Raw genomic sequence first — 22,203 nt, 5'->3', positions numbered from 1 at the left:
AGAAACCATGTCCACGCAGTACCCACGGATCGTGCACGTCTCCGAGGCCCCGGAGAACCGCCGGCGCGGCGGCGACCTGCGCGCCATGCTCACCCCGACCACCTGCGGCGCCACCAGCGGGTTCATGGGTCTGGCCATCGTGCAGCCCGGCGAGCGGATCGGCGAGCACTACCACCCGTACTCCGAGGAGTTCGTCTTCGTCGTCAGCGGCGACCTGGAGGTGGACCTGGACGGCGAGACCCGGGTGCTCCGGCCCGAACAGGGCCTGATGATCCCGGTCGACATGCGCCACCGGTTCCGCAACGTCGGCGACACGGTGGCCAAGATGGTCTTCCACCTCGGCCCGCTGGCACCGCGGCCCGAACTCGGCCACGTGGACACCGAGGAGACCCCGGCCCCGGCGGTGAAGGCGGGGGCGGCCGACTCCGGGCCGCCGGAACACGCCAAGGTGGGCTCGTGAGCCGCCGACGGGTCGCCGTCACCGGAATCGGCGTGGTCGCGCCCGGTGGCGTCGGGGTCCCGGCGTTCTGGGACCTCCTCACCGCCGGGCGGACGGCGACCCGGGGCATCACGCTCTTCGACCCCGCCGGGTTCCGCTCCCGGATCGCCGCCGAGTGCGACTTCGACCCGGCGGCCCACGGGCTCGGCCCGGAGGAGGTCCGGCGGGCGGACCGCTACGTCCAGTTCGCGATGGTGGCGGCCGACGAGGCGATCGCCGACGCCGGCCTCGACCTCGCCGCCGAGGACCCCTGGCGGATCGCCGTCTCGCTCGGCACCGCCGTCGGCGGCACCACCCGGCTGGAGCACGACTACGCCCTGGTCAGCGCCGGCGGCGCCCGCTGGGACGTCGACCACCGGCTCGCCGAACCGCAGCTGCACCGGGCCTTCGCGCCCAGCACGCTCGCCTCGGCGGTCGCCGAACGGACCGGCGCGCACGGCCCGGTGCAGACCGTCTCCACCGGCTGCACCTCCGGCCTGGACGCCATCGGGTACGCCTTCCGGACGGTCGAGGACGGCCGCGCCGACATCTGCCTCGCGGGTGCCTCCGACTCGCCGATCTCGCCGATCACGGTCGCCTGCTTCGACGCCATCAAGGCCACCAGCGAACGCAACGACGACCCGGCGCACGCGTCCCGGCCGTTCGACGCCCACCGGGACGGCTTCGTGCTCGGCGAGGGCGGCGCCGTCCTGGTGCTGGAGGAACTGGAGCACGCCCGCCGGCGCGGCGCCCGGATCTACGGCGAGATCGGCGGGTTCGCGACCTTCGGCAACGCCTACCACATGACCGGCCTCACCCAGGAGGGGCTGGAGATGTCCCGGGCGATCGACCACGCGCTCGACCACGCCGGGATCGGGCCCGCCGACGTCGACTACGTCAACGCGCACGGCTCGGGCACCAAGCAGAACGACCGGCACGAGACGGCGGCCGTCAAGCGCTCGCTCGGCGGGCACGCGTACCGGACGCCGATGAGCTCGATCAAGTCGATGGTCGGGCACTCGCTCGGCGCGATCGGCGCGATCGAGGTGGTCGCCTGCACCCTCGCGCTGGACCGCGGGGTGGTGCCGCCGACCGCCAACTACGAGACGCCCGACCCGGAGTGCGACCTCGACTACGTGCCGCGCACGGCGCGGGAGCTGCCGCTGCGCCACATCCTCTCGGTCGGCAGCGGATTCGGCGGATTCCAGTCCGCCGTCGTGCTCACAAGAACGGGGTGAGATCCATGACGTCACGTCAGCAGAACCGCCGGGCGGTGATCACCGGGCTCGGCGTGGTGGCACCGAACGGCGTGGGGGCCGACGCCTTCTGGAAGGCCACCCGGCAGGGCGTGAGCGTCCTCGACCGGATATCCCGTGAGGGCTGCGCGGACCTCCCGCTGCGGATCGCCGGCCAGGTGCGGGACTTCGACCCGCGGGCCGTCATCGACAGCAGGTTCCTCGTGCAGACCGACCGGTTCACGCACTACGCGATGGCCGCCGCCGACCAGGCGGTGGCGGACGCCGGCTACACCGCCGACCCCGAACGGCCCTACGCGGTCGGCGTGGTGACCGCGGCCGGCTCCGGCGGCGGCGAGTTCGGCCAGGGCGAGCTCCAGCAGCTCTGGGGCAAGGGGCCGCAGTTCGTCGGCCCCTACCAGTCGATCGCCTGGTTCTACGCGGCCAGCACCGGCCAGGTCTCCATCCGCGGCGGATACAAGGGGCCCTGCGGGGTGGTGGCCAGTGACGAGGCCGGCGGCCTGGACGCGATCGCGCACGCCGCCCGGACCGTCGGGCACGGCACCGACGCGGTGGTGGTCGGCGCCGCCGAGGCCCCGCTCGCGCCGTACTCGATGGTCTGCCAGCTCGGCTACCCCGAGCTCAGCCTCGCCGACCGGGCCGACCGGGCCTACCTGCCGTTCTCCCCCGACGCGGCCGGCTTCGCCCCCGCCGAGGGCGGCGCGATGCTGCTGCTGGAGGACGAGGAGACCGCCCGCCGCCGCGGGGCCGCCGTCCGCGGGTACGTCGCCGGCCACGGCGCGACCTTCACCGGCGCCTCCCGCTGGGCGGAGTCCCGGGAGGGTCTGGCCGCCGCGATCCGGATCGCCCTGGAGCGGGCCAGGATCGCGGCGGAGGAGGTCGACGTGGTCTTCGCCGACGCCCTCGGCGTGCCGGCCGCCGACCGCGCCGAGGCGCTCGCGCTGGCCGACGCGCTCGGCCCCTACGCCGAGCGCGTCCCGGTCACCGCCCCCAAGGCCGGCACCGGGCGGGCCTACTGCGGCGCCCCGCTGCTGGACGCCGTCGCCGCCGTGCTCGCCATGGAGGACGGCGTCCTGCCGCCCACCCCGAACGTCACCGAGGTCGCCCACGACCTCGCCCTGGTGACCGGCCGCGCCCGGCCGGCCGAACTGCGCACCGCGCTGGTGCTCAGCCGCGGGCTGATGGGCTCCAACTCGGCGCTGGTGCTCCGGCGCGGCGAGCCGTCCTGAAACCGCCCCTCCCTCCCCCGCTCACCCACCCGCTCGCTACGAAGGGACACCCCCGTGAGCAACACCCTCAGCTATCCCGAACTCGCGACCCTCATCCAGGCCCGCGCCGGCGTCGTGATCGACCCGGTCCAGCTGGAGCGCCCCGGCGCCGCCTTCGACGAGTTCGGCGTGGACTCCCTCGGCCTGCTCGGCGTGGTCGGCGAGCTGGAGAACCGGCACGGCGTGAAGGTCACCAACGGCGCGGAGTCGGCGAAGACCCCGGCCGAGTTCCTGGAGCTGGTCAACTCCGCGGTCACCGCGAAGGCGGGTGCCTGAGATGCCCGGACACACGGACAACGAGATCGTCATCGCGGCCCCGCTCGACCTGGTCTGGGAGATCACCAACGACCTGGAGAACTGGCCGCAGCTGTTCAGCGAGTACGCCTCCGTCGAGGTGCTGGAGCGCGAGGGCGACCGGGTGCGGTTCCGGCTGACCATGCACCCGGACGAGGACGGCACGGTGTGGAGCTGGGTCTCCGAGCGCACCACCGACCGCTCCTCGCTCGCGGTGCGCGCCCGGCGCGTCGAGCCCGGCCCGTTCGAGTTCATGGACATCCGCTGGGAGTACGCCGAGGTGCCGGCCGGCACCCGGATGCGCTGGGTGCAGGACTTCGCGATGAAGCCCACCGCGCCCGTCGACGACGAGGGCATGGTCAACCACATCAACCGCAACTCCCGGGTCCAGCTGCAGCTGATCCGGGAGAAGGTCGAGAAGAAGGCCGCGGAGGTCTGATCGTGACGTCCCCCCTGACCGCGCCCGGCAGCGTCCCCGGGACCGCGCAGACCCACCGCGCCCTGATCGTCGCGCGGATGGAGCCGGACGCGGCCGCCGACATCGCGGAGGTGTTCGGCGACTCCGACGAGCGGGGCGAACTCCCGCACCTCATCGGGGTGACCGGGCGGAGCCTGTTCCGGTTCGGCGACGTCTACCTGCACCTGATCGAGGCGGACCGCCCGCCGGGACCGGCCGTCGCCCGGGTGACCGGCCACCCCGAGTTCCGGGCGATCAGCGACGCGCTCACCGCGTACGTCCGGGCGTACGACCCGGCCACCTGGCGGGGGCCGAAGGACGCGATGGCGCACGAGTTCTACCGCTGGGACCGGCGCGGCTGAGGCCGTCCCGGCACGGACGACGGGCGGACACCCCGGGGCGGCCGGCCCGCGGGGTGTCCGCCCGTCCTGTCCGCCCGGGCCCGGGCGGACGGGCCCGGCAGCGGCGCCCGGGCGGCGCTCAGCCGGCCGTGCCGGGGCCCGCCGTCATGGCCGCGAGCACGGTGCGCCAGTCCTCGCCGGGCTCCGGGCGCAGCGGCCCGGCCAGCGCGTCGGCCCGGTAGCGCCAGGGACGCAGCAGCTCGGGGTCGGCGTCCGGTCCGTGCGCCACACTGCTCGCCGAGCCGAGCAGGCGGATCAGCTCGGCGGTGAAGTCGGCCCAGGAGACGTGGCCGGTGACCGCGTTGACGATCCGGCCGGGTGCCCGGGCGGCGCTCCCGGTGACGGCGCGGGCGAGCGCCGCGGAGTGCACCCAGCTCGCGCCCGTCCAGCCGGCGCCGGCGGGTGGCAGGAGCACGGGCCGGCCGGCCAGGACGGCCTGGTAGAGCGCGCCGGTCGAGCCCCAGCGGAGCTGGTCGCGCAGCCGGCGGTGCGGGCCCCAGACGATCGGCGGGCGGACCACCGAGACCGGGCCGTCCGCCCGGGCCGCGGCGTCCAGCAGGATCCGCTCGCAGTCGAGCTTGGCCCGGCCGTACGCGGTGACCGGCTCCGCCGGCGGGCCGTCCTCGGGGACCTCGCCCGGCGCGGGGCGGCCGCAGGCGTCGATGCTGCTGACGAAGACGAAGCCCCCGGCGCCGCGCCAACCGGCGACCAGGGCGCGCATCGCGGCGACGTCGACGGCGTGCTCGGTGAAGGTGCAGGCGGCGTGGATCACGGTGTCCGCGCCCTCGGCGGCCCGCCGCAGGCCGTCCACGTCGGCGAGGTCGCCCTCGGCGATCTCGACGCCGGTGCCGGCCACCAGGTGGGCGGACTCCGGGCGGACCAGTGCCCGGACGGGGCGTCCCTGGGCGAGGAGTTCCTGCAGGACGGCCGCGCCGACGCCGCCGCTGGCGCCGGTCAGCAGCACGGTACCGGTACGGGCGGGGCGCGGCGCCGAGCCGGTGGTGCGCCGGGCGGCCCCGCGTTCGGCGGTGCGGGCGGCGAGCAGGCCGGCCAGGGCGCGCGGAGTGCGCCGTTCCAGCACGTCCAGGCCGGTGAGGGGCAGGCCGAGGCCGGCCCGCAGCCGTTCCGCCAGCTGCACCGCCAGCAGGGAGTGCCCGCCGAGCCGGAGGAAGTCGCCGTCGGCCGGCGGGCGGGTGCCGAGCAGTGCGGCGAAGGCGTCCTGGACGGCGTCCAGGTGGGCGGTGGGGATCCCCGGCAGGCGGGCCGGGTCGAGGGTGCCGTCGGGGTGGCGCGGGATGCGGTCCAGCAGGGTGACGGCGAGCGGGAGCGGATCGCTCCCGCCGAGCCTGCCGCGCAGTGCGGAGCGCAGCTCGGCGCCGCTGGGGGCGACCGGGCCGCGGACGGTCGCGTAGGCGAGGGCCGGGCCGTGGCCGGCGGGGTGCAGGGCCGCGTCGGTCACCCGGGGGTCGGCGAGCAGGGCGGCGACGGCGGGGTGGTCCGGCCGGCCGGGCCCGGCGGGTGCGGCCAGGCGCTCGCCGGGGAGGGCGGAGAGCGGGCGGTCGGCGTCGGCGGCGACGGCCGTCAGCAGCTCGGCGAAGGCGGTGTGCAGCCGGCGGCCGGTCGGCCCGTCCAGCGCCGCCGGGTCGTGCTGCAGCAGGCAGCGCGGGTGCGGGCCGTCCTCGACCAGGAGGGTGAGGCCGAACTTGGCGAGCCCGAGGTCGATGTCGACGGCCTCCGCCGCGAGGCCGGGCAGCGTCAGCGGCTCCGCCGGGTGGACCAGGTCGCAGCTGACGGAGAGCAGCGGGGTGCCGTCGGCGTCGCGGGCGGCGGGGCCGAGGTGTTCGACGATCAGGTCGAAGGGCACCTCGTGGTGCTCCTGGGCGTCCAGCAGGGCGGTGCGGACGGCGGCCAGCAGTTCGGTGAAGGCGGGGTCGCCGGCGGGGTCGGGGAGGTGGGCCCGGACCGGCAGGGTGTTGACCTGGAGGCCGACCAGCCGGCGCAGTTCGGGCCGGGGGCGGTGGCCGCCGGCGCAGCCGAGGACGAGGTCGGAGCGGCCGGTGGCGGTGCGCAGGGCGGCGAAGGCGGCGGCCAGGACGACGGTGAAGGCGGTCGCCCCGTGCCGGGCGCCGAGGCGACGCAGCCCGTCCATGGTGCCGGCGGTGAGCGGGACGGTGTGCAGGACGGCGCGCCGCCCGGGGGTGCCCGAGGGGACGGGGCGCAGCAGCGGCAGTGGGCAGGCGCCGGTGAGGGCGGCGGCCCGTTCGGCGGCGGCCGCGGCGAGCCCGTCGTCGCGGGAGCGCTCCCAGCGGGCGTAGTCGGCGTACCGGAGGTCCGGCTCGGGCAGCGCGGGCGGGCGGCCCTCGGCGGCGGCGGCGTAGAGGGCGCCGAGGTCGGCGGCGAGGACGGGCAGGGATCCGCCGTCCACGGCGATGTGGTGGATCGTCAGCAGCAGGGTGTGGTCGTCCGGGGCATGCCGGACGAGCAGGGCGCGCAGGACCGGGCCGGTGGCGAGGTCGAAGGGGCGGGCCGCCTCGGCGTGCAGCAGGGCGGTGGCGGCCCCGGGGGCGGCGTCGTGGACCGGGAGCGGGACCGGGGCGGGCGGCGCGGCCTCCTGGTGGGGGCGGTCGCCGTCCCGGCCGTAGCGGGTGCGCAGGATCTCGTGGCGGGCGGCGAGGCCGGTCAGCGCGGCGGCGAGGGCGGCCGGGTCGAGCGGGCCGCGCAGCCGGGTGGCGAGCGGGACGTGGTAGCGGGCGCCGCCCTCGCCGAGGCGGTCCATCAGCCACATCCGCTGCTGGGCGTGGGAGAGCGGGGCCGGGCCGGGGCCGGTGGCGCGCGGCACCGGGCCGGCGGTCCGGTCGCCGGGCGCGGGGGCCGCGGTGCGGCGGCGGGCGCGGCGGAGCAGTTCGGCCTGGTCGAGCGGGGCGGTCATCGGGTGGGCTCCTGGGGGTGCGCGGTGTCCGCGGCGGCGGGCGCGGTGGCGGCGGCGGGCGCGGGCTCCGGTCCGGCGGACTCGGCGGCGAGCAGGGCGCGTTCGATCAGGGCGGCCTGGCCGGCGACGGTGGGCCGGCTCAGGAAGTCGCCGAGCGGCAGCTCGACGCCGAGGTCCTCGCGGAGGTCGTCGACCACCCACATGGCGAGCAGGGAGTGGCCGCCCTCCGCGAAGAACTCCGCGTCCGGCCTGGTCACTTCGCGTTCCAGGGCGCGCGACCAGGCGGCGGCGACGACCTGCTCGATCGGCCCGAGGACGGCGGGGCCGGCCGGCACGGCGTCCGCGGCGGGCCCGTCCCCGGCCGCCAGTGCGCGCCGGTCGACCTTGCCGCTGCCGGTGAGCGGCAGGGCCTCCAGCACCGTCCAGGCGGTCGGCACGAGATGGGCGGGGAGCCGTTCGGCGAGCTGCCGGCGGAGCGACTCGGGTGCCGGGCGGACGCCCTCGGCGGGGACCACGCAGGCGGTGAGCGCGGCGTCCTCCCGGCCCGCCCGGCGGACCACGACGGCCGCCTCGGCGACCTCGGGCAGGCTCCGCAGCACGTGCTCGACCTCGCCGGGCTCGATCCGGAAGCCCCGGACCTTCACCTGGTCGTCCAGCCGGCCGTGGAACTCCAGGGTGCCGTCCGGCCGCCGGGAGGCCCGGTCACCGGTGCGGTAGGCCCGGCCGGGGCCGGGGAGTTCCACGAACCGCTCGGCCGTCAGCTCCGGCCGGCCGAGGTAGCCGAGCGCCAGCCGTCCGGTGAGCCAGAGTTCGCCGCGGGCGCCGTCCGGCACGGGCCGGCCGTCCTCGTCGAGCACGGCGGCCCCGGTGCCCCCGAACGGCCGGCCGATCGGCACCGGGCCCGCGCAGTCGGCGGGCCGGACGCGGTGCAGGGTGGCGAAGGTGGTGGCCTCGGTCGGGCCGTAGCCGTTGACCAGCTCCAGCCAGGGGAACGTCCGCAGCACGGCGGCCGCGTGCTCGGCGGCCAGTGCCTCGCCGCCGACGACCACGGTGCGCAGCACGCCGAAGATCCGCGAGCGGCGGGCGGCGAGCTGGTGGAACAGGGCGGTGGCGAGGACGGCGTGGGTGACGCCGAACCGTTCGACGTCGCGGGCGAGGTCCTCGGCGGTGGGCCGTTCGGCGGGCGAGACGGCGAGTGCGGCGCCGTTCGCCAGCGGGCCCCACAGCTCCAGGGTGACCAGGTCGAAGCCGGCGGAGGTGCGCAGCAGCATGCGGTCGCCGGGGCGCAGCACGATCCCGTCGGGGGCGGTCACCAGGGCGGTGACGGCGTGGTGCGGCACCAGGACGCCCTTGGGGCGGCCGGTGGAGCCGGAGGTGAAGTAGACGACGGCGGCGGCTGCCGGGTCGGCGGCGGGGACGGGCGCAGGGGTGCCGTCGGCCGCCGCGGAACCGCTGCCGGGCAGACCGTTCTCGGTGAGCACCAGGGCGCGCTCCTCGGGGAGGCCGAGCTCGGCGAGCAGGGCCTTGTCCCCCAGGGTGAGGCGGACGCCGGCGTCGTCGAGCATCGCGGTGAGGCGCGGGGCCGGGTGGGTGGGGTCGAGCGGCACCACGTGGCCGCCGGCCCACCAGACGGCGAGGTGGGCGACGACCACCCGGCTCGCGCGGGCGCAGAGCACCCCGACGGCGGTACCCGGGCCCACCCCGCGGGCGGTCAGTGCGGCGGCCAGGGAGCGGGCGTGGTCGAGGAGTTCGCGGTAGGTCAGGACGGTGGTGCCGTCGGTGACGGCGAGTGCGTCGGGGCGCTCGGCGGCCTGCCGGGCGACCAGCGCCGGGACGGTGGTGGTCGCGGTGCCGGCCGGGGTGGTGGCGGTGGCGGGAGAGGTCATGGGTGGTCAGCCTTCCGGGCGCCCCGGCGGTGGGCCGGGGCGCCGTGCGGTGGTGGCGGGAGGGAGGGGGCGCCGGCCGGTCAGCCGGTGGCGCCCGGGCGGCGCTCGTCGATCAGCCGGGCGACCGCGCCCAGGTCCGGCTGGCGCAGCAGCAGCGGGGCCCGCAGCCGTACGCCGCACTCCTCCTCCAGGGCTGCGAGCAGCCGGGCGGCGGTCACCGAGGTCCCGCCCGCGTCGAGGAAGTTGTCGGCGGGGGTCAGACCGGTACGGCCGAGCAGCTCCCGGCAGATCCGCAGCACGGTCCGCTCGGTGGGCGTGCCGGCCTCCGGGCCGGCCGGGCCGGCCTGCTGGGCGGCGGTCTCCTCGGCCTTGAGCAGCGCGGCCCGGTCGATCTTGCCGTTGGCGTCCAGCGGGAAGGCGTCGACCAGCCGCAGGACACCCGGCACGGCCTGCTCGGGCAGCCAGGACCGCACCGCCTCCAGCAGGGTGGCGGCGTCCGGCGCGCCGCCACCGGCGACGGGCTGGGCGAAGGCGAGCAGCTGGGCGCCGCCCGCCGGGGCGGGGCGGGCCACGACGGCGGCGCGGCGGACCCGGGGGTCGCGTTCGAGGGCGGCCTCGACCTCGGCCGGCTCGATCCGCAGGCCGCTGACCTTGACCTGGTCGTCCAGCCGGCCGAGGAACTCCAGCACGCCGTCGGCGCGCATCAGCACCCGGTCGCCGGTGCGGTAGACCCGGTCGGTGCCGTCGACGGTGTCCGGCGCGGAGACGAAGCGCTCGGCGGTCAGCACGGGGTCGAGGTAGCCGATGGCCAGGCCCTGGCCGCCGATCCGCAGCTCGCCGGCCTCCCCGCGCGGCAGCGGACGGCCGCTCTCGTCGGTGACCAGCACGATCGCGCCGGGGATCGGGCGGCCGATCGGCGGCGCCCCGGTGCCGTGCCCGGCGCCGGGGGCCATGCTGTGCACGGTGGTGGTGACGGTGGCCTCGGCCGGGCCGTAGGCGTTGTGGACGGTCGCGGTGACGTCCGGGCCGGGGGCCCGGCGCAGCCGGTCGCCGCCGATCATCAGGTGGCGCAGCACCAGGCCGTCGGGCCAGGGGCGGTCCAGCACCGGCTCGGCGAGCGGGGTGGGCAGCACGCCGACGGTGATCCCGGCGGTGCGCCACCAGTCGGTGAGCGCGGCCGGGTCCCAGCGGACGGCCTCGGGGGCGACGCAGAGCGACGCGCCCGAGGTGAGGGCGGCCCAGAGCTCCATCACGTGCGGGTCGAAGGCGACACCGATGACCAGGCTGTGACGGTCCCCGGGGCCGAGGCCGGTCAGGTCCCGGTACCAGGCGAGCAGCGCGCCGAACGCGGTCTGGCCGACGGCGACGGCCTTGGGCAGGCCGGTGGAGCCGGAGGTGAGCACGGTGTACTGGGCGCCCCTGGGGGCCCGGACCGGGCCCTCGCCGCCGGCGCCCCGGTGGTCGGCGAAGGCGGCCACGATCCCGGTCGCGCCGGGGGCGGCGAGCGGTTGGTGCGGGCCGTCCCGGTGCGCGGGCGGCAGCAGGGCCGGGTCGCCGATCAGGCAGGCGGGGCGCAGTTGTTCGGCGACGGCCCGCAGCCGGCGCTCGCCGGGGCGCGGGCCGAGCGGCAGGTGGACGGCGCCGAGCCGGGCGACGGCCAGGGTGGCGGCGACCAGGGCGGCGGAGTGGTCGAGGCAGAGGCCGACGAGGTCCCCGGGCCCGACGTGTGCGGCCAGCCGGGCGGCCACGTCGTCGGCGAGGCGGTCGAGTTCGGCGTAGCTCAGGGTCAGCCCGCCGTCGGTCAGCGCGGGGGCGTGCGGGGTGCGGCGGGCCCAGCTGGTGAAGAGGTCGAGGACGGCGCCGTCGCGGTGCGGGCGGCCGTGGGCGACGGAGAGGCCGGGCAGGTGTGCGGGCACGGGACGGGGCACGGCGGTGGTCATGACGGGATCCTCCGGACGTCGGTGTGCGGTCGTCGGTACGGGTCAGCCCAGGCCCATGGCCCGGGCCACGATCACCTTCTGGACCTCGGAGGTCCCCTCGATGATGGTGGTCATCCGGACGTAGCGGTAGAGGTACTCCAGCGGGTGGCCGCGCACCCAGCCGGTGGCGCCGTGCACCTGGAGCGAGCGGTCCACGGCCCGGACGGCGGTCTCCGAGGAGGTCAGCTTGGCGAGCGCGGCGTTCTCCGGGGCCTCGGTGCCCTCGTCGACGAGCCGGGCGCAGGCGAGGGTGAGCAGCTTGGCGGCCTCGACCTCGGCACGGGTGCGCACCAGGTGGTCCTGGACGTGCTGGTAGTCGCCGATCGGCTGCCCGAAGGCGCGTCGTTCGCGGGCGTACTCGACGCCGAGCCGCAGCGCGTACTCGGCGATGCCGTTGCACATCGCGGCGACCACCAGGCGGCCCCGGGAGAGGCTGTCCATGGCGAGGCCGGTGGCGGCGCCGACGCCGTCCGCGCCGCCGATCACGGCCGCCGCCGGGGCGTGCAGGCGGTCGACGGTCAGCTCGAACAGCGGCTCGCCGGACATGCCCTCGTAGCGCTGGCCGATCCGCAGCCCGGGGTGGTCCATGGGCAGGACGAAGGCGGTGGCGCCGGCGGTCGGCCCGGCGCCGTCGCCGAGGTCGGTGGCGGTGACCAGGAGCACGAGGTCGGCCCGGTCGGCGTTGCTGACGAAGGTCTTGCGGCCGTTCAGCAGCCAACCGTCGCCGTCCCGGACGGCGGTGGTGGTGAGCCGGAAGGCGTCGGAGCCGGCCTGCGGTTCGGTGAGCGCGAGGCAGCGGGTGCGCTCGCCGCGGACCAGCGGGACGAGGTGGCGCTCGATCTGCTCGGGGGTGCCGTGCCGGAGCAGCGGGCTGGGGCCGTCGGAGCCGGCCAGCGCGTACGGCGCGAGCGCGCAGCCGCTGCGGCCGGCGGCGTGGTGGAGCAGCACGACGGCGCTGAACGGCATGCCGGAGCCGCCGAGTTCCTCGGGGTAGTCGCCGGCGTAGAAGCCGAGCGCGGCCGAGCGCTTGCGGACGTAGGCCCGCAGGTCGGCCGGCGGCTGCTCGGCGGACTCGGCCAGTTCGGCGGCCAGCGGGTCGAGCTCGCGGCGCACGAAGCTCTCGAAGGCGTCGGTGAGTTCGCGGTGCTCGGCTTCGAGGACGGCGGACGGCGCGGAGAGGCCGCCGGAGGCGGCGGTGGTCGTGGTCACGGCCGGCCTCCGGTCAGGGCGCGGGCCTGGTCGGCCAGGACGGGGTGCTGGAAGAGGGTGCGCAGCGGGGGCCGGGCGCCGAGCCGGGGCTCCAGCCAGGCGGCGAGCCGGGCGGCGAGCAGCGAGTGGCCGCCGACCTCGAAGAAGTGCGAGTCCGCGGTGAACCGGTCGTGGCCGAGCACCTCGCGCCAGGCCTCGGCGATCAGCACCTGGCCCTGGTCGGTGAAGGCCTGCGGCGCGTCCTCCCCGGCCGGTTCGGCGCTGTCGGGTGCCTCGGCGGCCAGCCGGGCGAGTGCGGTGCGGTCGGGCTTGCCGCCGGGCAGCAGCGGCATGGCGTCCAGGGCCGTCCAGTGCGCCGGGACGAGACCGGCGGGCAGCCGGCGGGCCAGGGCTGCGTGCAGGGCGGCCTGGTCGGGCTGCGGTCCGCCGTCGAGGAAGCCGAGCAGCCGGGGGCCGGCGCTGTCGTCCTGCCGGAGCACGACGGCGCAGGAGCGGCCGCCGAGTTCGGCGGAGGCGGCGGCCTCGATCTCCTCCAGCTCGATCCGGAAGCCGCGCAGCTTGACCTGGTTGTCCCGGCGGCCGAGGAAGCGCAGCCGGCCGTCGAGGCCGCGGTAGCCGAGGTCGCCGGTGCGGTAGACGCGTTCGCCGCCGAGGGCCGGGACGGTGCCGAAGCGGGCCGCGGTGGCCTCCGGCAGGCCGAGGTAGCCGTCCGCCAGCGCCGCGCCCCCGACGGCGAGTTCGCCGACGGCGCCGGGCGGCAGCGGCTGTCCGCCGGTGTCCAGGACGTGCACCCGGACGCCGGGCAGCTCGGTGCCGAGGGGGATCTCGGCGACGTCGGTGGCGGCGTCCGGGGCGGCGGTCCCGGCGTCCGGCCCGTCGGCGGCGTGCGGCCCGTCGGCGGCGTCCGGGGCGAGATCGGCCGCGGTGATCCCGTGCACGGTGGAGGTGACGGTGGCCTCGGTGACGCCGTAGGCGTTGAGCACGGTGACGGCGGTGCCGTCGGTCAGCCCGCGCAGGACGCGCGCGGGCAGCCGCTCGCCGCCGAGCACCAGCAGGCGCGGGGACCAGCGGCCGTCCGCCAGCGCCTCGCGCAGGTCGGCGCGGACGGCGAGGGCGTAGCTGGTGGGCAGGTTGGCGACGGTCACGCCGCGGGCGGCCAGCACGGCGACCAGTTCGGGCCCGGTCGGGACCTCGCGCTGCGGCACCACCAGGGCGGCGCCGGCCACCAGCGAGGGCAGCACCTCCTCCAGGGCCACGTCGAAGGAGGGCCGGGCGAACAGCAGCACCCGGTCGTCGGGGCCGAGTCCGTAGCGGGCGGCGATCGCGGTGGTGTACCGGGCGAGCGCGTCGCGGCCGACCAGGACCGGCTTGGGCACGCCGGTGGAGCCGGAGGTGTGGATGACGTAGGCGGCGCCGTCGAGCACGGCGGCGGGCTCGGCCTTGGGGAACGGCGGGCCGTCCAGCAGCGCGGGGGTGACGTCGGCGGGCAGCGCGAGCGCGCTCTGCCGGGTGGCCAGGACGAGCGCGGGGGCGAGCCGGTCCAGCAGCAGGGCGAGCCGGGCCTGCGGGTCCTCGGCGGACAGCGGGGCGTGCACCGCGCCGTGGCGCAGGCAGGCGAGCAGGGCGACGACGCTGTCCACGCCGCGCGGCAGGACGGCGGCGACCGGCTGGCCGGGGCTCACGCCCGCGGCGCGCAGGCGCTCGACGAGTTCGCCGACCCGCCGGTCGAGGTCGCCGTAGCTGAGCCGCTCGGTGCCCGCCAGCAGGGCGAGGGCGGTGGGGTCGTGGGCCGCGGCCGGGTCGAGGCCGGCCGGCTCGGGGGCGGCGGGCCCGGCGGCGAGGTCCGCGGCCGGGACGGGGGCGAGGCCGGCGAGCGGGCCCTGCGGACCGTCCAGGTAGCCGCGCAGCAGGTCGAGCAGCCGCTCGGCGAGCAGGCTCGCGATCTCCTCGCCGAACAGGTCGGCGTCGTAGTCCCAGACCAGGGTCATGCCGGCCGCGCCGTGCTTCTCGCCGACCACCCGGCGGTCGTCCGGGAGCAGGACGACGTCGAGGTCGAAGCGGGTGGTGCCGGTGTTGAAGCCCTCGTACAGCGAGATCTCCAGGCCGGGCACCCGGACGTCGGGCAGCGGGGCGTCGTGCGCGCTGAACATCACGCTGAACAGCGGGTTGTCCGCGCCGCTGGTGTGCCGGCCGAGCGCGCGCGTCAGTTCCTGGACGGGCACGTCCTGGTGGGGCAGCGCACGGAACAGCACGTCGGTCACCTCGTCGACCGCCTCGGTGCCGGGCGCGGCCGGGTCGAGCCGCAGGCGCAGCGGCACGGTGTTGACGAACATGCCGACGGTGCCCTCGAAGCCGGGCGGACGGTTGCCGACGGCGGTGCCGACGACGAGCTCCGGCCGGCCGCTGTGGCGGCGCAGCAGTTCGGCGAAGAGCGTGAGCAGGGTGGAGAACGGGGTGTGCCCGTCCGCCTTGGCGCGCTCGCGGAGCCGCTCGGCGAGGTCGGCGCCGACCGACTGGCGCAGCTGGCCGCCCCGGTGGCGGCGGCGTGCGCCGGGCCGGGCCAGGCCGGGCAGTGCGAGGTCGGCCGGGGCGTCGGCCAACTCGCGGTTCCAGTAAGCGAGTCCGCGCTCCCGCCCGGCCGCGCGGACGGCCTCGGCAGCGCGCACGTGCTCCTCGTAGGAGGGGGCGGCGGGCAGGGCGACGTTCTCCGCCCCGCCGAGCGCGTGGGCGCGGTAGACGGTGAAGAGGTCTCGCAGCAGGATCGCGAAGGAGTGGCCGTCGTGCACCAGGTGGTGCTCGACGTGGATCAGGCGGTGGTGGTCGGTGCCGAGGGTGACCAGGTGCCAGCGCAGCAGCGGGGCCTCGGTGGTGTCCAGCGGCTCCTCGGCCTCGGCGGCGAGCAGCGTCCGGAACTCCGCCTCGGGGTCGGGGGCGGAGCTCAGGTCGCTGGTGCGCAGCCTCGGACCGGTCCGGGAACCGACCCGCTGGGACGGCAACCCCTCGGCACGTTCGACCAGTTCGAGCCTGAGGCCGGGGTGGTGGGCGAGCACGGCGGTCAGGCCGGCCCGGAGCGCTTCGGTGTCGAGCGGGCCCCAGAGGTCGAGGGCCGCGGTGAAGTTGTAGGCACGGCTGCCGGGCAGCATCTGTTCGTGCAGCCAGACGATCTCTTGCGAGGAGGACAGTGCGAACATGGGCAACTCCCTTGTGGTGGCGGGTTGTTGTTCGGTTCGACGGTGACAGGGGCGGACCGCCCGGGGGCGGCCGCGGCCGGGCGCGCCGGGGGTGGTGGCGGGCGCGGCGGAGTGGTCGGGGCGCACCGGGGCGGCGCGCGGCACGGGGCGGGCGGTCGACGGGCCGGACCGGGCGGCGGGCCGGGGCGGTCCCGGCCGCGGACGGGCCCGGGCCGACGGCGGACGCGGGTCGGGTGGGCCGGCGGAGGGAGAGGTCGGGGCCGGAGGGTGGTGGTCGGGGGCCGGGTGCGCCGGGCAGCCGGGGCGGGTGGGTCAGGCAGCCGCGCCGAGGTGGCGGCGCAGGGTGGCGAGCAGCACCGCGAAGGCCTCCTCCGCCCGGGCGTCCGGGTGGCGTTCGCGGTCCCAGGCCAGCCGGACCAGCAGGTCCTCGCCGTGCGAGGCGGAGACCGCGACCGGGGTGGCCAGCGGCCGGCCCGCCAGGTGGACCTCCCGCCCGGCCGTCCCGCCGAGCACCAGCGGCGGGCGGCGGTGCAGGTCCTCGAAGGTGAGCAGGCCGTCGAGGGCGCCCGACCAGCTCGCGCCGGCCGACCGGGCGGCCCGCACCACCTCGTCGAACGGGGTGTCCGCGTGGTCGAGGTCGTCCCACCAGTCGGCGCCGAGCCCGTCGAGGCCGCGGGGCGGGCCGGGCGGAGCCGGGTGCACCAGGGTGTTGAGGAAGCAGCCCAGGACGGGGGCCGCACCCTCCGGCCGGCCGCCCCACGGGTAGCCGAGCGCGAGCACCCGCCCGCCCCCGCCGTCGAGGTGGTGCGCGGCGGCGGCCACGGCGTCCAGCAGCGCGGGGAAGACGCCGCCGCGGGCGGCCCCGGTCACCGCGGGCAGCCGCTCGGCGGCCATACCGGTCGACCGGGCCGCGCCGGCCGGACGGACGCCCGGCGGCGGGTCGGCGAGGGCGCCGAGCCGGGCGGCCCAGTGGGCCCGCGCGGCCTCCCCCGCGGCCTTCTCCTCAGCGGCCAACTGCCCCTCCACCACGGCCCGGTAGGCGTCGACGGACGCCGGGGAACCACTGGCCGCGGGGGGCCCGGCCGACGGGCCGGTGTCCGCGGCCTCCTCGGCGTCCAGGGCGCTCAGGCCCTCGGTGACCACGCCGAGCGACTGCTCGTCGCAGGCGGCGTGGTCCAGGGCCACGGCGAGCAGTTCCTCCTCGTCGTCCGGGCCGGCCGCCAGCAGCAGGCGGAGCACCGGGCCGTCGGCCGGCCAGTTCAGCAGCGCCCGGAGCAGCGCCGCGCGGGCGGGGCCCTGCGGGTTCTCCGGGCCCCGCGGGCCGTCCGGGCCCTCCTCCGGGCCGACGGCCACCCGGGCCACCTCGACCGACGGCTCGCCGATCCGCAGCACCGGGGTGCCGCGCAGCACGGTGAACTCGCCGCGCAGCACCGGGTGCCGCTCCGCCAGCCGGAGGGCGGCGCGGCGCAGACGGGCCGGGTCGACGGTGCCGCGCGGGAAGGCGAAGAACAGCGGGACGACGTCGGTCCGCGCGTGCGGGTCGCGCCGGCGGGTGATCAGGAAGCGCCGCTGGGCACCGGTGAGCGGGAGCAGCTCCCCCGGGGCGGCGCCGGTGACGGCGGAGGCGACGGACCGGTAGCGGGTGAGGTAGGCGGCCGTGATGCTGGAGTGCACGGGAGGGTTCTCCGCTTCGGTTCAGGGAGTTCGGATGTCCAGGGGGTCCGGGGCGGGTTCCGCGGCCGGCGGCACCGACGGCCCGGCGGGCAGGTCGCGCAGTCCGCGCAGCGGCGAGAGCAGCAGCGGCACCGGCACCACCAGGAGGCCCGCCGCGCAGAGCCAGAGCGCGGCCCGCGGGCCGGCCGCGTCGGCGACCGTGCCGCCGAGCAGGGCGCCCAGCGGAAGGGTGCCCCAGACCAGGAACCGGATGGTGGCGTTCATCCGGCCGAGCAGCCGGGGCGGGCAGAGGCTCTGCCGGAAGCTCACCTGGGCGACGTTGTAGACCACCGCGCCGAACAGCACCGCCACCGCGCCGACCGCGAACAGCACCGGCCCGGCGGCGCCGTCGGCGAGCGGCCAGAGCAGCGCGAACGGGCCGGTGACCAGCGGGGCCAGCCAGATCACCCGGGCCTGCCCGAACCGCGCGGCGAGGCGGCCCGCGCACAGTGCGCCGGCGAGCCCGCCGAACGCGGAGACCGAGAGCAGGACCCCGATCGCGGCCGGCGAGAGGTCCAGCACCCGCACCCAGAACACGGTCTGCACGGCCATCAGCACGGCGTTGAACAGGTTGGAGACGGCGGTGGTGACCGCGATCACCCGCAGCAGCGGGTGCCCCAGGACGAACCGCAGGCCCTCGGCGACCTCCGCGCGCAGCGAACGCCCGGGCTCGGCCGGCGGAAGCCGTTCCTCGGCGCGGATCCGGGCGAGCAGCACCGCCGAGACCAGGTAGCCGGCCGCGTCGGCGACGATCGCCAGGGGCGCGCCGAGCAACTGGACCAGCCCGCCGCCCAGGCCGGGTCCGGCGATCTGCGCGGAGGAACGGACGGTCTCGATCGCGCCGTTGCCCGCCACCAGCCGCTCACGGGGCAGCAGCACCGGCAGGAAGGACTGGTGGGCGACGTCGAAGAAGACCGTCGCCACCCCGGTCACCAGGGCGACCAGGTAGAGCTGGAGCAGACCGAGCACGTCCAGCGCGGCGGCCACCGGGATCGACCCGACGGCGAGGCAGCGCAGGACGTCGGAGCGGACCAGAACGGGCAGTTTGCGCATCCGGTCCAGCCAGGCGCCGGCCGGCAGACCGACCAGCAGGAACGCGGCGGTCTCCGCGGCGGTCAGCAGACCGACCTGGAACGGGGTGGCGTCGAGTTCGACCACTGCCACCAACGGCAGTGCGACCAGGGTGACTTGGGTACCCGCCTGGGCCGCGACGGCTCCCGAGAGCAGGAGCCGGAAGTCACGGGCCGACGGACCGGTACGGGACCGGGGAGGCGTGTCGTTCATCAGTACGACTCTCGGTTACCGCTTCGCTACCGGGCAACCGGTTGGCCGGATTCCGGCCGACGCCGGAATCGGCCGGATAGCACCGCTTCCCCGGCCTTCCCTCACCCGACCCCCACCGGAGCGCCTCCGGCCCGGCCCCGGTCGGTGCGGGCACGACCAGCGGCATCGCGACGGCCGGGGTCCCGTCACCCGGCGTCCACATCGGCGTCCGATATCCGGACCACCACTTTCGCGCCAGCGGACTCCGGCCCTCAACTTGGCCGGAACGCATGGAGTGCTGACGTTGCGTCACCTGTCCGTGGCCCTGGCGTGATACCCGGACGCACCGGCACCCCCGCGCACCACCTCACGCCCCGCCCGCACCGGCCCCGGAGAGGCCGGTGCGGGCCCGCGGGCCGCCGGGACGGACGGCGGACGGGCGGTGACCCGGGCCGGTCGCGGACGGACCGCGGACGGATTCGCGGCGGCCCCGGACCTCGGTCCGGTCCGGGGCCTCCGTGCGTCCGCGGTCGCCGGCCGGGGCCGGGGCCGGCGGTCAGGCCCGGCCGAGCCCGGCGTCGGGGGTACGGCCCGCCTGGGCCTGTTCGATCCGCTGCACCAGCATCGCGGCCAGCCGCCGGGTGCCCGCCGGATCCACCGGGCCGCCCTCGGTGGTGACGGTCGCCACCACCGTCCCCGAGCGCAGCACGACGGCCACACCGTCCCGGCCCGCCAACTGCCCCTGGAACGCACGGCTCTCCGTTCCCAGCAGACCGAGGTCCGCCGGGCCGTACTTGGCCGTGTCGCCGTAGGCCGCGTACGCCTCCTTGAGACGTGCCTGGGCCTGGGCCCGGCCGGGCAGGGTCTCGACGCCGAAGCGCACGGTCGTCTCGCCGGCGCCGTACCGGGCCTGCCCGCTCAGCGGCTTGCCGGTGCAGGGCGCGGCGGCCGTGCAGGTGGTGACGTGGTCGGCGGTGTCGACCCGCCGCCGCTCCTCCTCCCAGCCGGTCATCGCCGCCGGGTCGGGCAGGAGCCGCGCCACGAGCGCGGAGTCGAGCAGCAGGGTGTCGGAGTCCGGTCCGGTGGCCGGCTGCCCGCCCCCGGTCCCGCCCGCCGCTCCGGCGGACCCGCCGCCGGACGCCGTCCCCGCACCGGCCGTCGCGCCCGGGGCGGTGGCCCCGCCGGAGGGGCTGCCGCCCGCCGTCGCCGCGCCTCCCGGGCCGCCTCCCGCCGCGCCGGCCGCCGCACCGTCCTGCGGCGCTCCGGTGACCGGGGTGGCGCCCGCCCCCGGGGTGCCGCCGGCGGCCGCGTCCGGCGTCGCCCCCGCGCCGGCCGGGGCCGTCGCCGCCCCGCTCCCGGCCGCGTCCCCGGAGCGCGCCGGGCTCCCGGAGGAACCGCACGCCGCCAACGCCGCCAGCAGCACCCCCGTCGCCGCCGCGGCGGCCACCTTCCGTCCGGCCGTGCCCATGTCCCGCCCCTCTCGTGTCCGTGGTCCCTCAAGATAGACGCGGCCCGGAGCACCAGGTTCCCCGGCCCCGCCCGGACCGCGCCCGGCCCGCGCGGGCCGCCACCGTCCTCGGACGAACCGTCCCGTGCCGGCGGGCCCGCGGCCGGAACGCCCCGGAACGGGCCCGCGCCGGAAACCGGGGCCGGCCCGGGCGGAAGGGCCGGGCCCGCGTGAAGGGGCCGGGAGGGGACCGCGCGGAGAGGCCGGCCAGCACCACGCTCAGGAAGGGCCCGGGCCGGCCCGAGCGACGGTGCCGGCCCCGCACCGCACCGCGGCGACCCGGGTCAGCCCCGCGCCTGCGGCGACGCGCCGGGGGCGCCCGGCGGCAGCGGCTCGACGCCGGACACCCGGCTGATCCGGGTCGGCTCCACCAGCACGATCACCCGCCGCTCCCCCGGGATGCCCCAGCCGTACCGCTCGGCACCCAGGTAGGTGCGGGCCAGCCGGTCCATGTTCCGCTCCGCCTCCTCCCCCTCGACGAAGCGCACCACCCGCCCGCGGATCTGCACCCGGTCGTACGGGTCGGTGGGACCGGCGAGCGACAGGCAGACCCTGGGGTCCCGCCGCAGGTTCCGCTCCTTGACCCGTCCGACGGAGGTGTTGAAGAGCAACAGGTCCCCCTCCAGCCCCACCCACATCGGGCTCACGTGCGGCGACCCGTCGGCGTTGACCGTGCCGACGTACCAGATGTGCCCCGCCTCGATGCGCTCACGGACGTCCTTCGAGATCTCGACCATGCGCCGAGTCTGCCCGCCGGCCTCCGCCGCCACTCCGCGCCGACGCCGGCCGACGCCGGCGGGAGCCCGCCGCCCGCCCGCACCCCGGCCCGGACCCTGCCCGCGATGCCGGTCCCGGGCGGACGTCACCGCAGGTCACCCGGATCGAGCAGAGCAGTCGGGTGAACACGCCCGGGACTCCACCCGAAGGGCGCACCCGCCGGGGCGGCACCGCCGTTCCCGGGTGGCAGCGGCCGTCAGGGTGGTTGACGGTGGATCAGGCGCCCCGCCTCCGAGTCCCCCGCCGACGACGGGTCGGCGATCGTGGGTACCGCGCCGGAAGGATCATCATCATGCGTTCTGCACGCACGCTGCTCGCCGGAGCCGCCGTCGCCGCCGTCCTCACCGTCGGCGCCCCGCTCGCCTACGCGGACGGCGCGGCCGACCAGGGCAAGAACCTCACCTGGCAGGAGAAGCAGGACAAGGCCGCCACCGCCGACGGCCAGAAGACCTGGGAAGAGAAGCAGAAGAGCGCCGGCGCCGAGGAGCACAAGGGTTCCGAGGGCAAGGGCTCCGAGAGCAAGGGTTCCGAGGGCAAGGGCGAGGAGAAGACCCCGCACGGCGGCGTGCACACCGGCGGCGGCGGGCTCGCGCTCTCCGGCGGCGGTCTCGCCTCCGGCGCGGTCCTGCTGCTCGGCGGTCTCGGGGCGGGCGCTGTCGCGCTGCGCCGCGGCCGTCGTACGGCGCCCGGCGCCGCCATCTGACCCCGCGCCGTTCCCGCCGCCTCCCGGTCGTGACCCGCGCCCCGCGCGCCGGACACGGTGGGGGCGCGCGGGGCGGCGCTTCGCCGTGCCGGGCCCGCGGCGTACGACGCACGGGGCCGTGAAGAGGAGGACGAGCGACGATGGCCGGTCTGCTCCCCGGGACGTCCCGGCTGCTGCGCACGGGGATGGGCGCCGCGGCGGTCGGTCTGCTGCTGATCTACAACTCGGTGGACTCCGCCCCGGCGGACGGGTCCGCCCCGGGGCAGGCCGCTCCCCCGGCCGCCGCCGCACCCGCCGTCCCCGGCGGGGGTGCCGCTCCGGAGGCCGGCTCCGGAAGTGCGCCCGCCGCGCCGGTCAAGGCCGCCGCCCCGCTGCCGCGCTCCCAGCCGGCCCGGCTGCGGATCCCGCAGATCAACGTGGACGCCCCGTTCACCGAGCTCACCCTGAACGCCGCCGGGCAGCTCGGCGCCCCGCCGCCGGAGGACAAGAACCTGGTCGGCTGGTACCGCGACGGCGTCTCCCCCGGCGAGCGCGGCGCCGCCGTGGTCGCCGGGCACGTCGACACCACCAAGGGGCCGGCGGTGTTCCTGCTGCTCAGCCTGATGCTGCCGGGCAACAAGGTGGAGGTGCAGCGGGCCGACGGCACGGTCGCCGTGTTCGCGGTCGACTCCGTCGAGACCTTCGCCAAGGACGCCTTCCCCGACCAGAAGGTCTACGGGAGGACGCCCGACGCCCAGCTGCGGCTGATCACCTGCGGCGGCACCTACGACAAGAAGCGCAAGGACTACCTCGACAACGTGGTGGTCTTCGCGCACCTGGAGTCCTCGCACAAGGCGTGACCGGCCTCCCGGCCGACGCGACCGCCGGTCCCCTCGTCCGGACGAGGGGACCG

General features: G+C 77.5%; 17 protein-coding genes. 8 read left to right on the top strand and 9 right to left on the bottom strand.

Translation table 11 applies throughout. The features are described 5' to 3' along the window. Positions 1-7 precede the first annotated feature (7 nt). From ACFCX4_RS13875 to ACFCX4_RS13850, 6 genes are read left to right on the top strand one after another with little or no spacing between them, the layout of a single operon-like run. Entirely contained in the window at positions 8-460 is a 453-nt protein-coding gene (locus tag ACFCX4_RS13875) for a cupin domain-containing protein (protein WP_376141837.1), read from the top strand. After that, the gene (locus ACFCX4_RS13870) at positions 457-1,716 is read left to right on the top strand and encodes a beta-ketoacyl-[acyl-carrier-protein] synthase family protein (RefSeq protein WP_376141834.1); all 1,260 of its coding nucleotides are present in this window, start codon (positions 457-459) and stop codon (positions 1,714-1,716) included. The genes ACFCX4_RS13875 and ACFCX4_RS13870 overlap by 4 nt, the downstream gene beginning before the upstream one ends. 5 nt (positions 1,717-1,721) lie before the next feature. Then, the gene (locus ACFCX4_RS13865) at positions 1,722-2,963 is read left to right on the top strand and encodes a beta-ketoacyl synthase N-terminal-like domain-containing protein (RefSeq protein WP_376141831.1); all 1,242 of its coding nucleotides are present in this window, start codon (positions 1,722-1,724) and stop codon (positions 2,961-2,963) included. Between the two features lie 54 nt (positions 2,964-3,017). Beyond that, a complete protein-coding gene (locus ACFCX4_RS13860; protein ID WP_376141828.1) occupies positions 3,018-3,278 on the top strand; it encodes an acyl carrier protein in 261 nt (86 codons plus the stop codon). Between the two features lies 1 nt (position 3,279). After that, positions 3,280-3,735 carry an SRPBCC family protein gene (locus ACFCX4_RS13855; RefSeq protein ID WP_376141826.1) on the top strand — a complete coding sequence of 152 codons (456 nt, stop codon included), beginning with the start codon at positions 3,280-3,282 and terminating at the stop codon, positions 3,733-3,735. A 2-nt stretch (positions 3,736-3,737) separates the two neighbouring features. After that, the gene (locus ACFCX4_RS13850; RefSeq protein WP_376141823.1) at positions 3,738-4,115 is read left to right on the top strand and encodes a TcmI family type II polyketide cyclase; all 378 of its coding nucleotides are present in this window, start codon (positions 3,738-3,740) and stop codon (positions 4,113-4,115) included. Positions 4,116-4,233: 118 nt separating this feature from the next. Here ACFCX4_RS13850 and ACFCX4_RS13845 read toward each other — a convergent pair whose 3' ends face one another. From ACFCX4_RS13845 to ACFCX4_RS13805, 9 genes are all read right to left on the bottom strand, one after another. Further along, positions 4,234-7,083, bottom strand: coding sequence for a condensation domain-containing protein (locus ACFCX4_RS13845; RefSeq protein WP_376141820.1), 2,850 nt, complete (start codon positions 7,081-7,083; stop codon positions 4,234-4,236). Then, complete coding sequence (locus ACFCX4_RS13840; RefSeq protein ID WP_376141817.1) at positions 7,080-8,969, bottom strand: amino acid adenylation domain-containing protein; 1,890 nt, start codon at positions 8,967-8,969, stop codon at positions 7,080-7,082. The genes ACFCX4_RS13845 and ACFCX4_RS13840 overlap by 4 nt, the downstream gene beginning before the upstream one ends. Before the next feature lie 80 nt (positions 8,970-9,049). Further along, a complete protein-coding gene (locus ACFCX4_RS13835) occupies positions 9,050-10,909 on the bottom strand; it encodes an amino acid adenylation domain-containing protein (RefSeq protein ID WP_376141814.1) in 1,860 nt (619 codons plus the stop codon). Positions 10,910-10,951: 42 nt separating this feature from the next. Then, positions 10,952-12,157: an acyl-CoA dehydrogenase family protein gene (locus ACFCX4_RS13830; protein ID WP_376141811.1), complete on the bottom strand. Its 1,206-nt coding sequence runs from the start codon at positions 12,155-12,157 to the stop codon at positions 10,952-10,954. Beyond that, the gene (locus ACFCX4_RS13825) at positions 12,154-15,348 is read right to left on the bottom strand and encodes an amino acid adenylation domain-containing protein (protein ID WP_376141808.1); all 3,195 of its coding nucleotides are present in this window, start codon (positions 15,346-15,348) and stop codon (positions 12,154-12,156) included. Before ACFCX4_RS13825 ends, ACFCX4_RS13830 begins: the two co-directional genes overlap by 4 nt. A gap of 312 nt (positions 15,349-15,660) precedes the next feature. Beyond that, a complete protein-coding gene (locus ACFCX4_RS13820; protein ID WP_376141805.1) occupies positions 15,661-17,022 on the bottom strand; it encodes a non-ribosomal peptide synthetase in 1,362 nt (453 codons plus the stop codon). 21 nt (positions 17,023-17,043) lie between these two features. Beyond that, positions 17,044-18,345: an MFS transporter gene (locus tag ACFCX4_RS13815; RefSeq protein ID WP_376141802.1), complete on the bottom strand. Its 1,302-nt coding sequence runs from the start codon at positions 18,343-18,345 to the stop codon at positions 17,044-17,046. A 535-nt stretch (positions 18,346-18,880) separates the two neighbouring features. Next, the gene (locus ACFCX4_RS13810; RefSeq protein WP_376141799.1) at positions 18,881-19,792 is read right to left on the bottom strand and encodes a hypothetical protein; all 912 of its coding nucleotides are present in this window, start codon (positions 19,790-19,792) and stop codon (positions 18,881-18,883) included. Positions 19,793-20,115: 323 nt separating this feature from the next. Continuing rightward, positions 20,116-20,568, bottom strand: a complete 453-nt coding sequence (locus tag ACFCX4_RS13805; RefSeq protein WP_376141796.1) for a PPOX class F420-dependent oxidoreductase — start codon at positions 20,566-20,568, stop codon at positions 20,116-20,118. A 332-nt stretch (positions 20,569-20,900) separates the two neighbouring features. Between ACFCX4_RS13805 and ACFCX4_RS13800 the strand changes: the two genes are divergently transcribed. Next, positions 20,901-21,311, top strand: coding sequence for a hypothetical protein (locus tag ACFCX4_RS13800; RefSeq protein WP_376141793.1), 411 nt, complete (start codon positions 20,901-20,903; stop codon positions 21,309-21,311). Positions 21,312-21,451: 140 nt separating this feature from the next. Beyond that, complete coding sequence (locus tag ACFCX4_RS13795) at positions 21,452-22,150, top strand: class F sortase (RefSeq protein WP_376141790.1); 699 nt, start codon at positions 21,452-21,454, stop codon at positions 22,148-22,150. Positions 22,151-22,203 lie beyond the last annotated feature (53 nt).

Source organism: Kitasatospora sp. NPDC056327 (assembly GCF_042261735.1).
Taxonomy (GTDB): Bacteria; Actinomycetota; Actinomycetes; order Streptomycetales; family Streptomycetaceae; genus Kitasatospora.
The sequence above is the reverse complement of the archived record's forward strand: the minus strand, read 5'-3'. Positions and strand labels throughout refer to the sequence as shown.

Bases quoted from the DNA above. Each gene is read 5' to 3' on its own strand.
- ACFCX4_RS13875 (WP_376141837.1), top strand. From the start codon at position 8: ATGTCCACGCAGTACCCACGGATCGTGCACGTCTCCGAGGCCCCGGAG.
- ACFCX4_RS13865 (WP_376141831.1), top strand. From the start codon at position 1,722: ATGACGTCACGTCAGCAGAACCGCCGGGCGGTGATCACCGGGCTCGGC.
- ACFCX4_RS13855 (WP_376141826.1), top strand. From the start codon at position 3,280: ATGCCCGGACACACGGACAACGAGATCGTCATCGCGGCCCCGCTCGAC.
- ACFCX4_RS13845 (WP_376141820.1), bottom strand. From the start codon at position 7,083: ATGACCGCCCCGCTCGACCAGGCCGAACTGCTCCGCCGCGCCCGCCGC.
- ACFCX4_RS13840 (WP_376141817.1), bottom strand. From the start codon at position 8,969: ATGACCTCTCCCGCCACCGCCACCACCCCGGCCGGCACCGCGACCACC.
- ACFCX4_RS13835 (WP_376141814.1), bottom strand. From the start codon at position 10,909: ATGACCACCGCCGTGCCCCGTCCCGTGCCCGCACACCTGCCCGGCCTC.
- ACFCX4_RS13825 (WP_376141808.1), bottom strand. From the start codon at position 15,348: ATGTTCGCACTGTCCTCCTCGCAAGAGATCGTCTGGCTGCACGAACAG.
- ACFCX4_RS13815 (WP_376141802.1), bottom strand. From the start codon at position 18,345: ATGAACGACACGCCTCCCCGGTCCCGTACCGGTCCGTCGGCCCGTGAC.
- ACFCX4_RS13810 (WP_376141799.1), bottom strand. From the start codon at position 19,792: ATGGGCACGGCCGGACGGAAGGTGGCCGCCGCGGCGGCGACGGGGGTG.
- ACFCX4_RS13805 (WP_376141796.1), bottom strand. From the start codon at position 20,568: ATGGTCGAGATCTCGAAGGACGTCCGTGAGCGCATCGAGGCGGGGCAC.
- ACFCX4_RS13800 (WP_376141793.1), top strand. From the start codon at position 20,901: ATGCGTTCTGCACGCACGCTGCTCGCCGGAGCCGCCGTCGCCGCCGTC.
- ACFCX4_RS13795 (WP_376141790.1), top strand. From the start codon at position 21,452: ATGGCCGGTCTGCTCCCCGGGACGTCCCGGCTGCTGCGCACGGGGATG.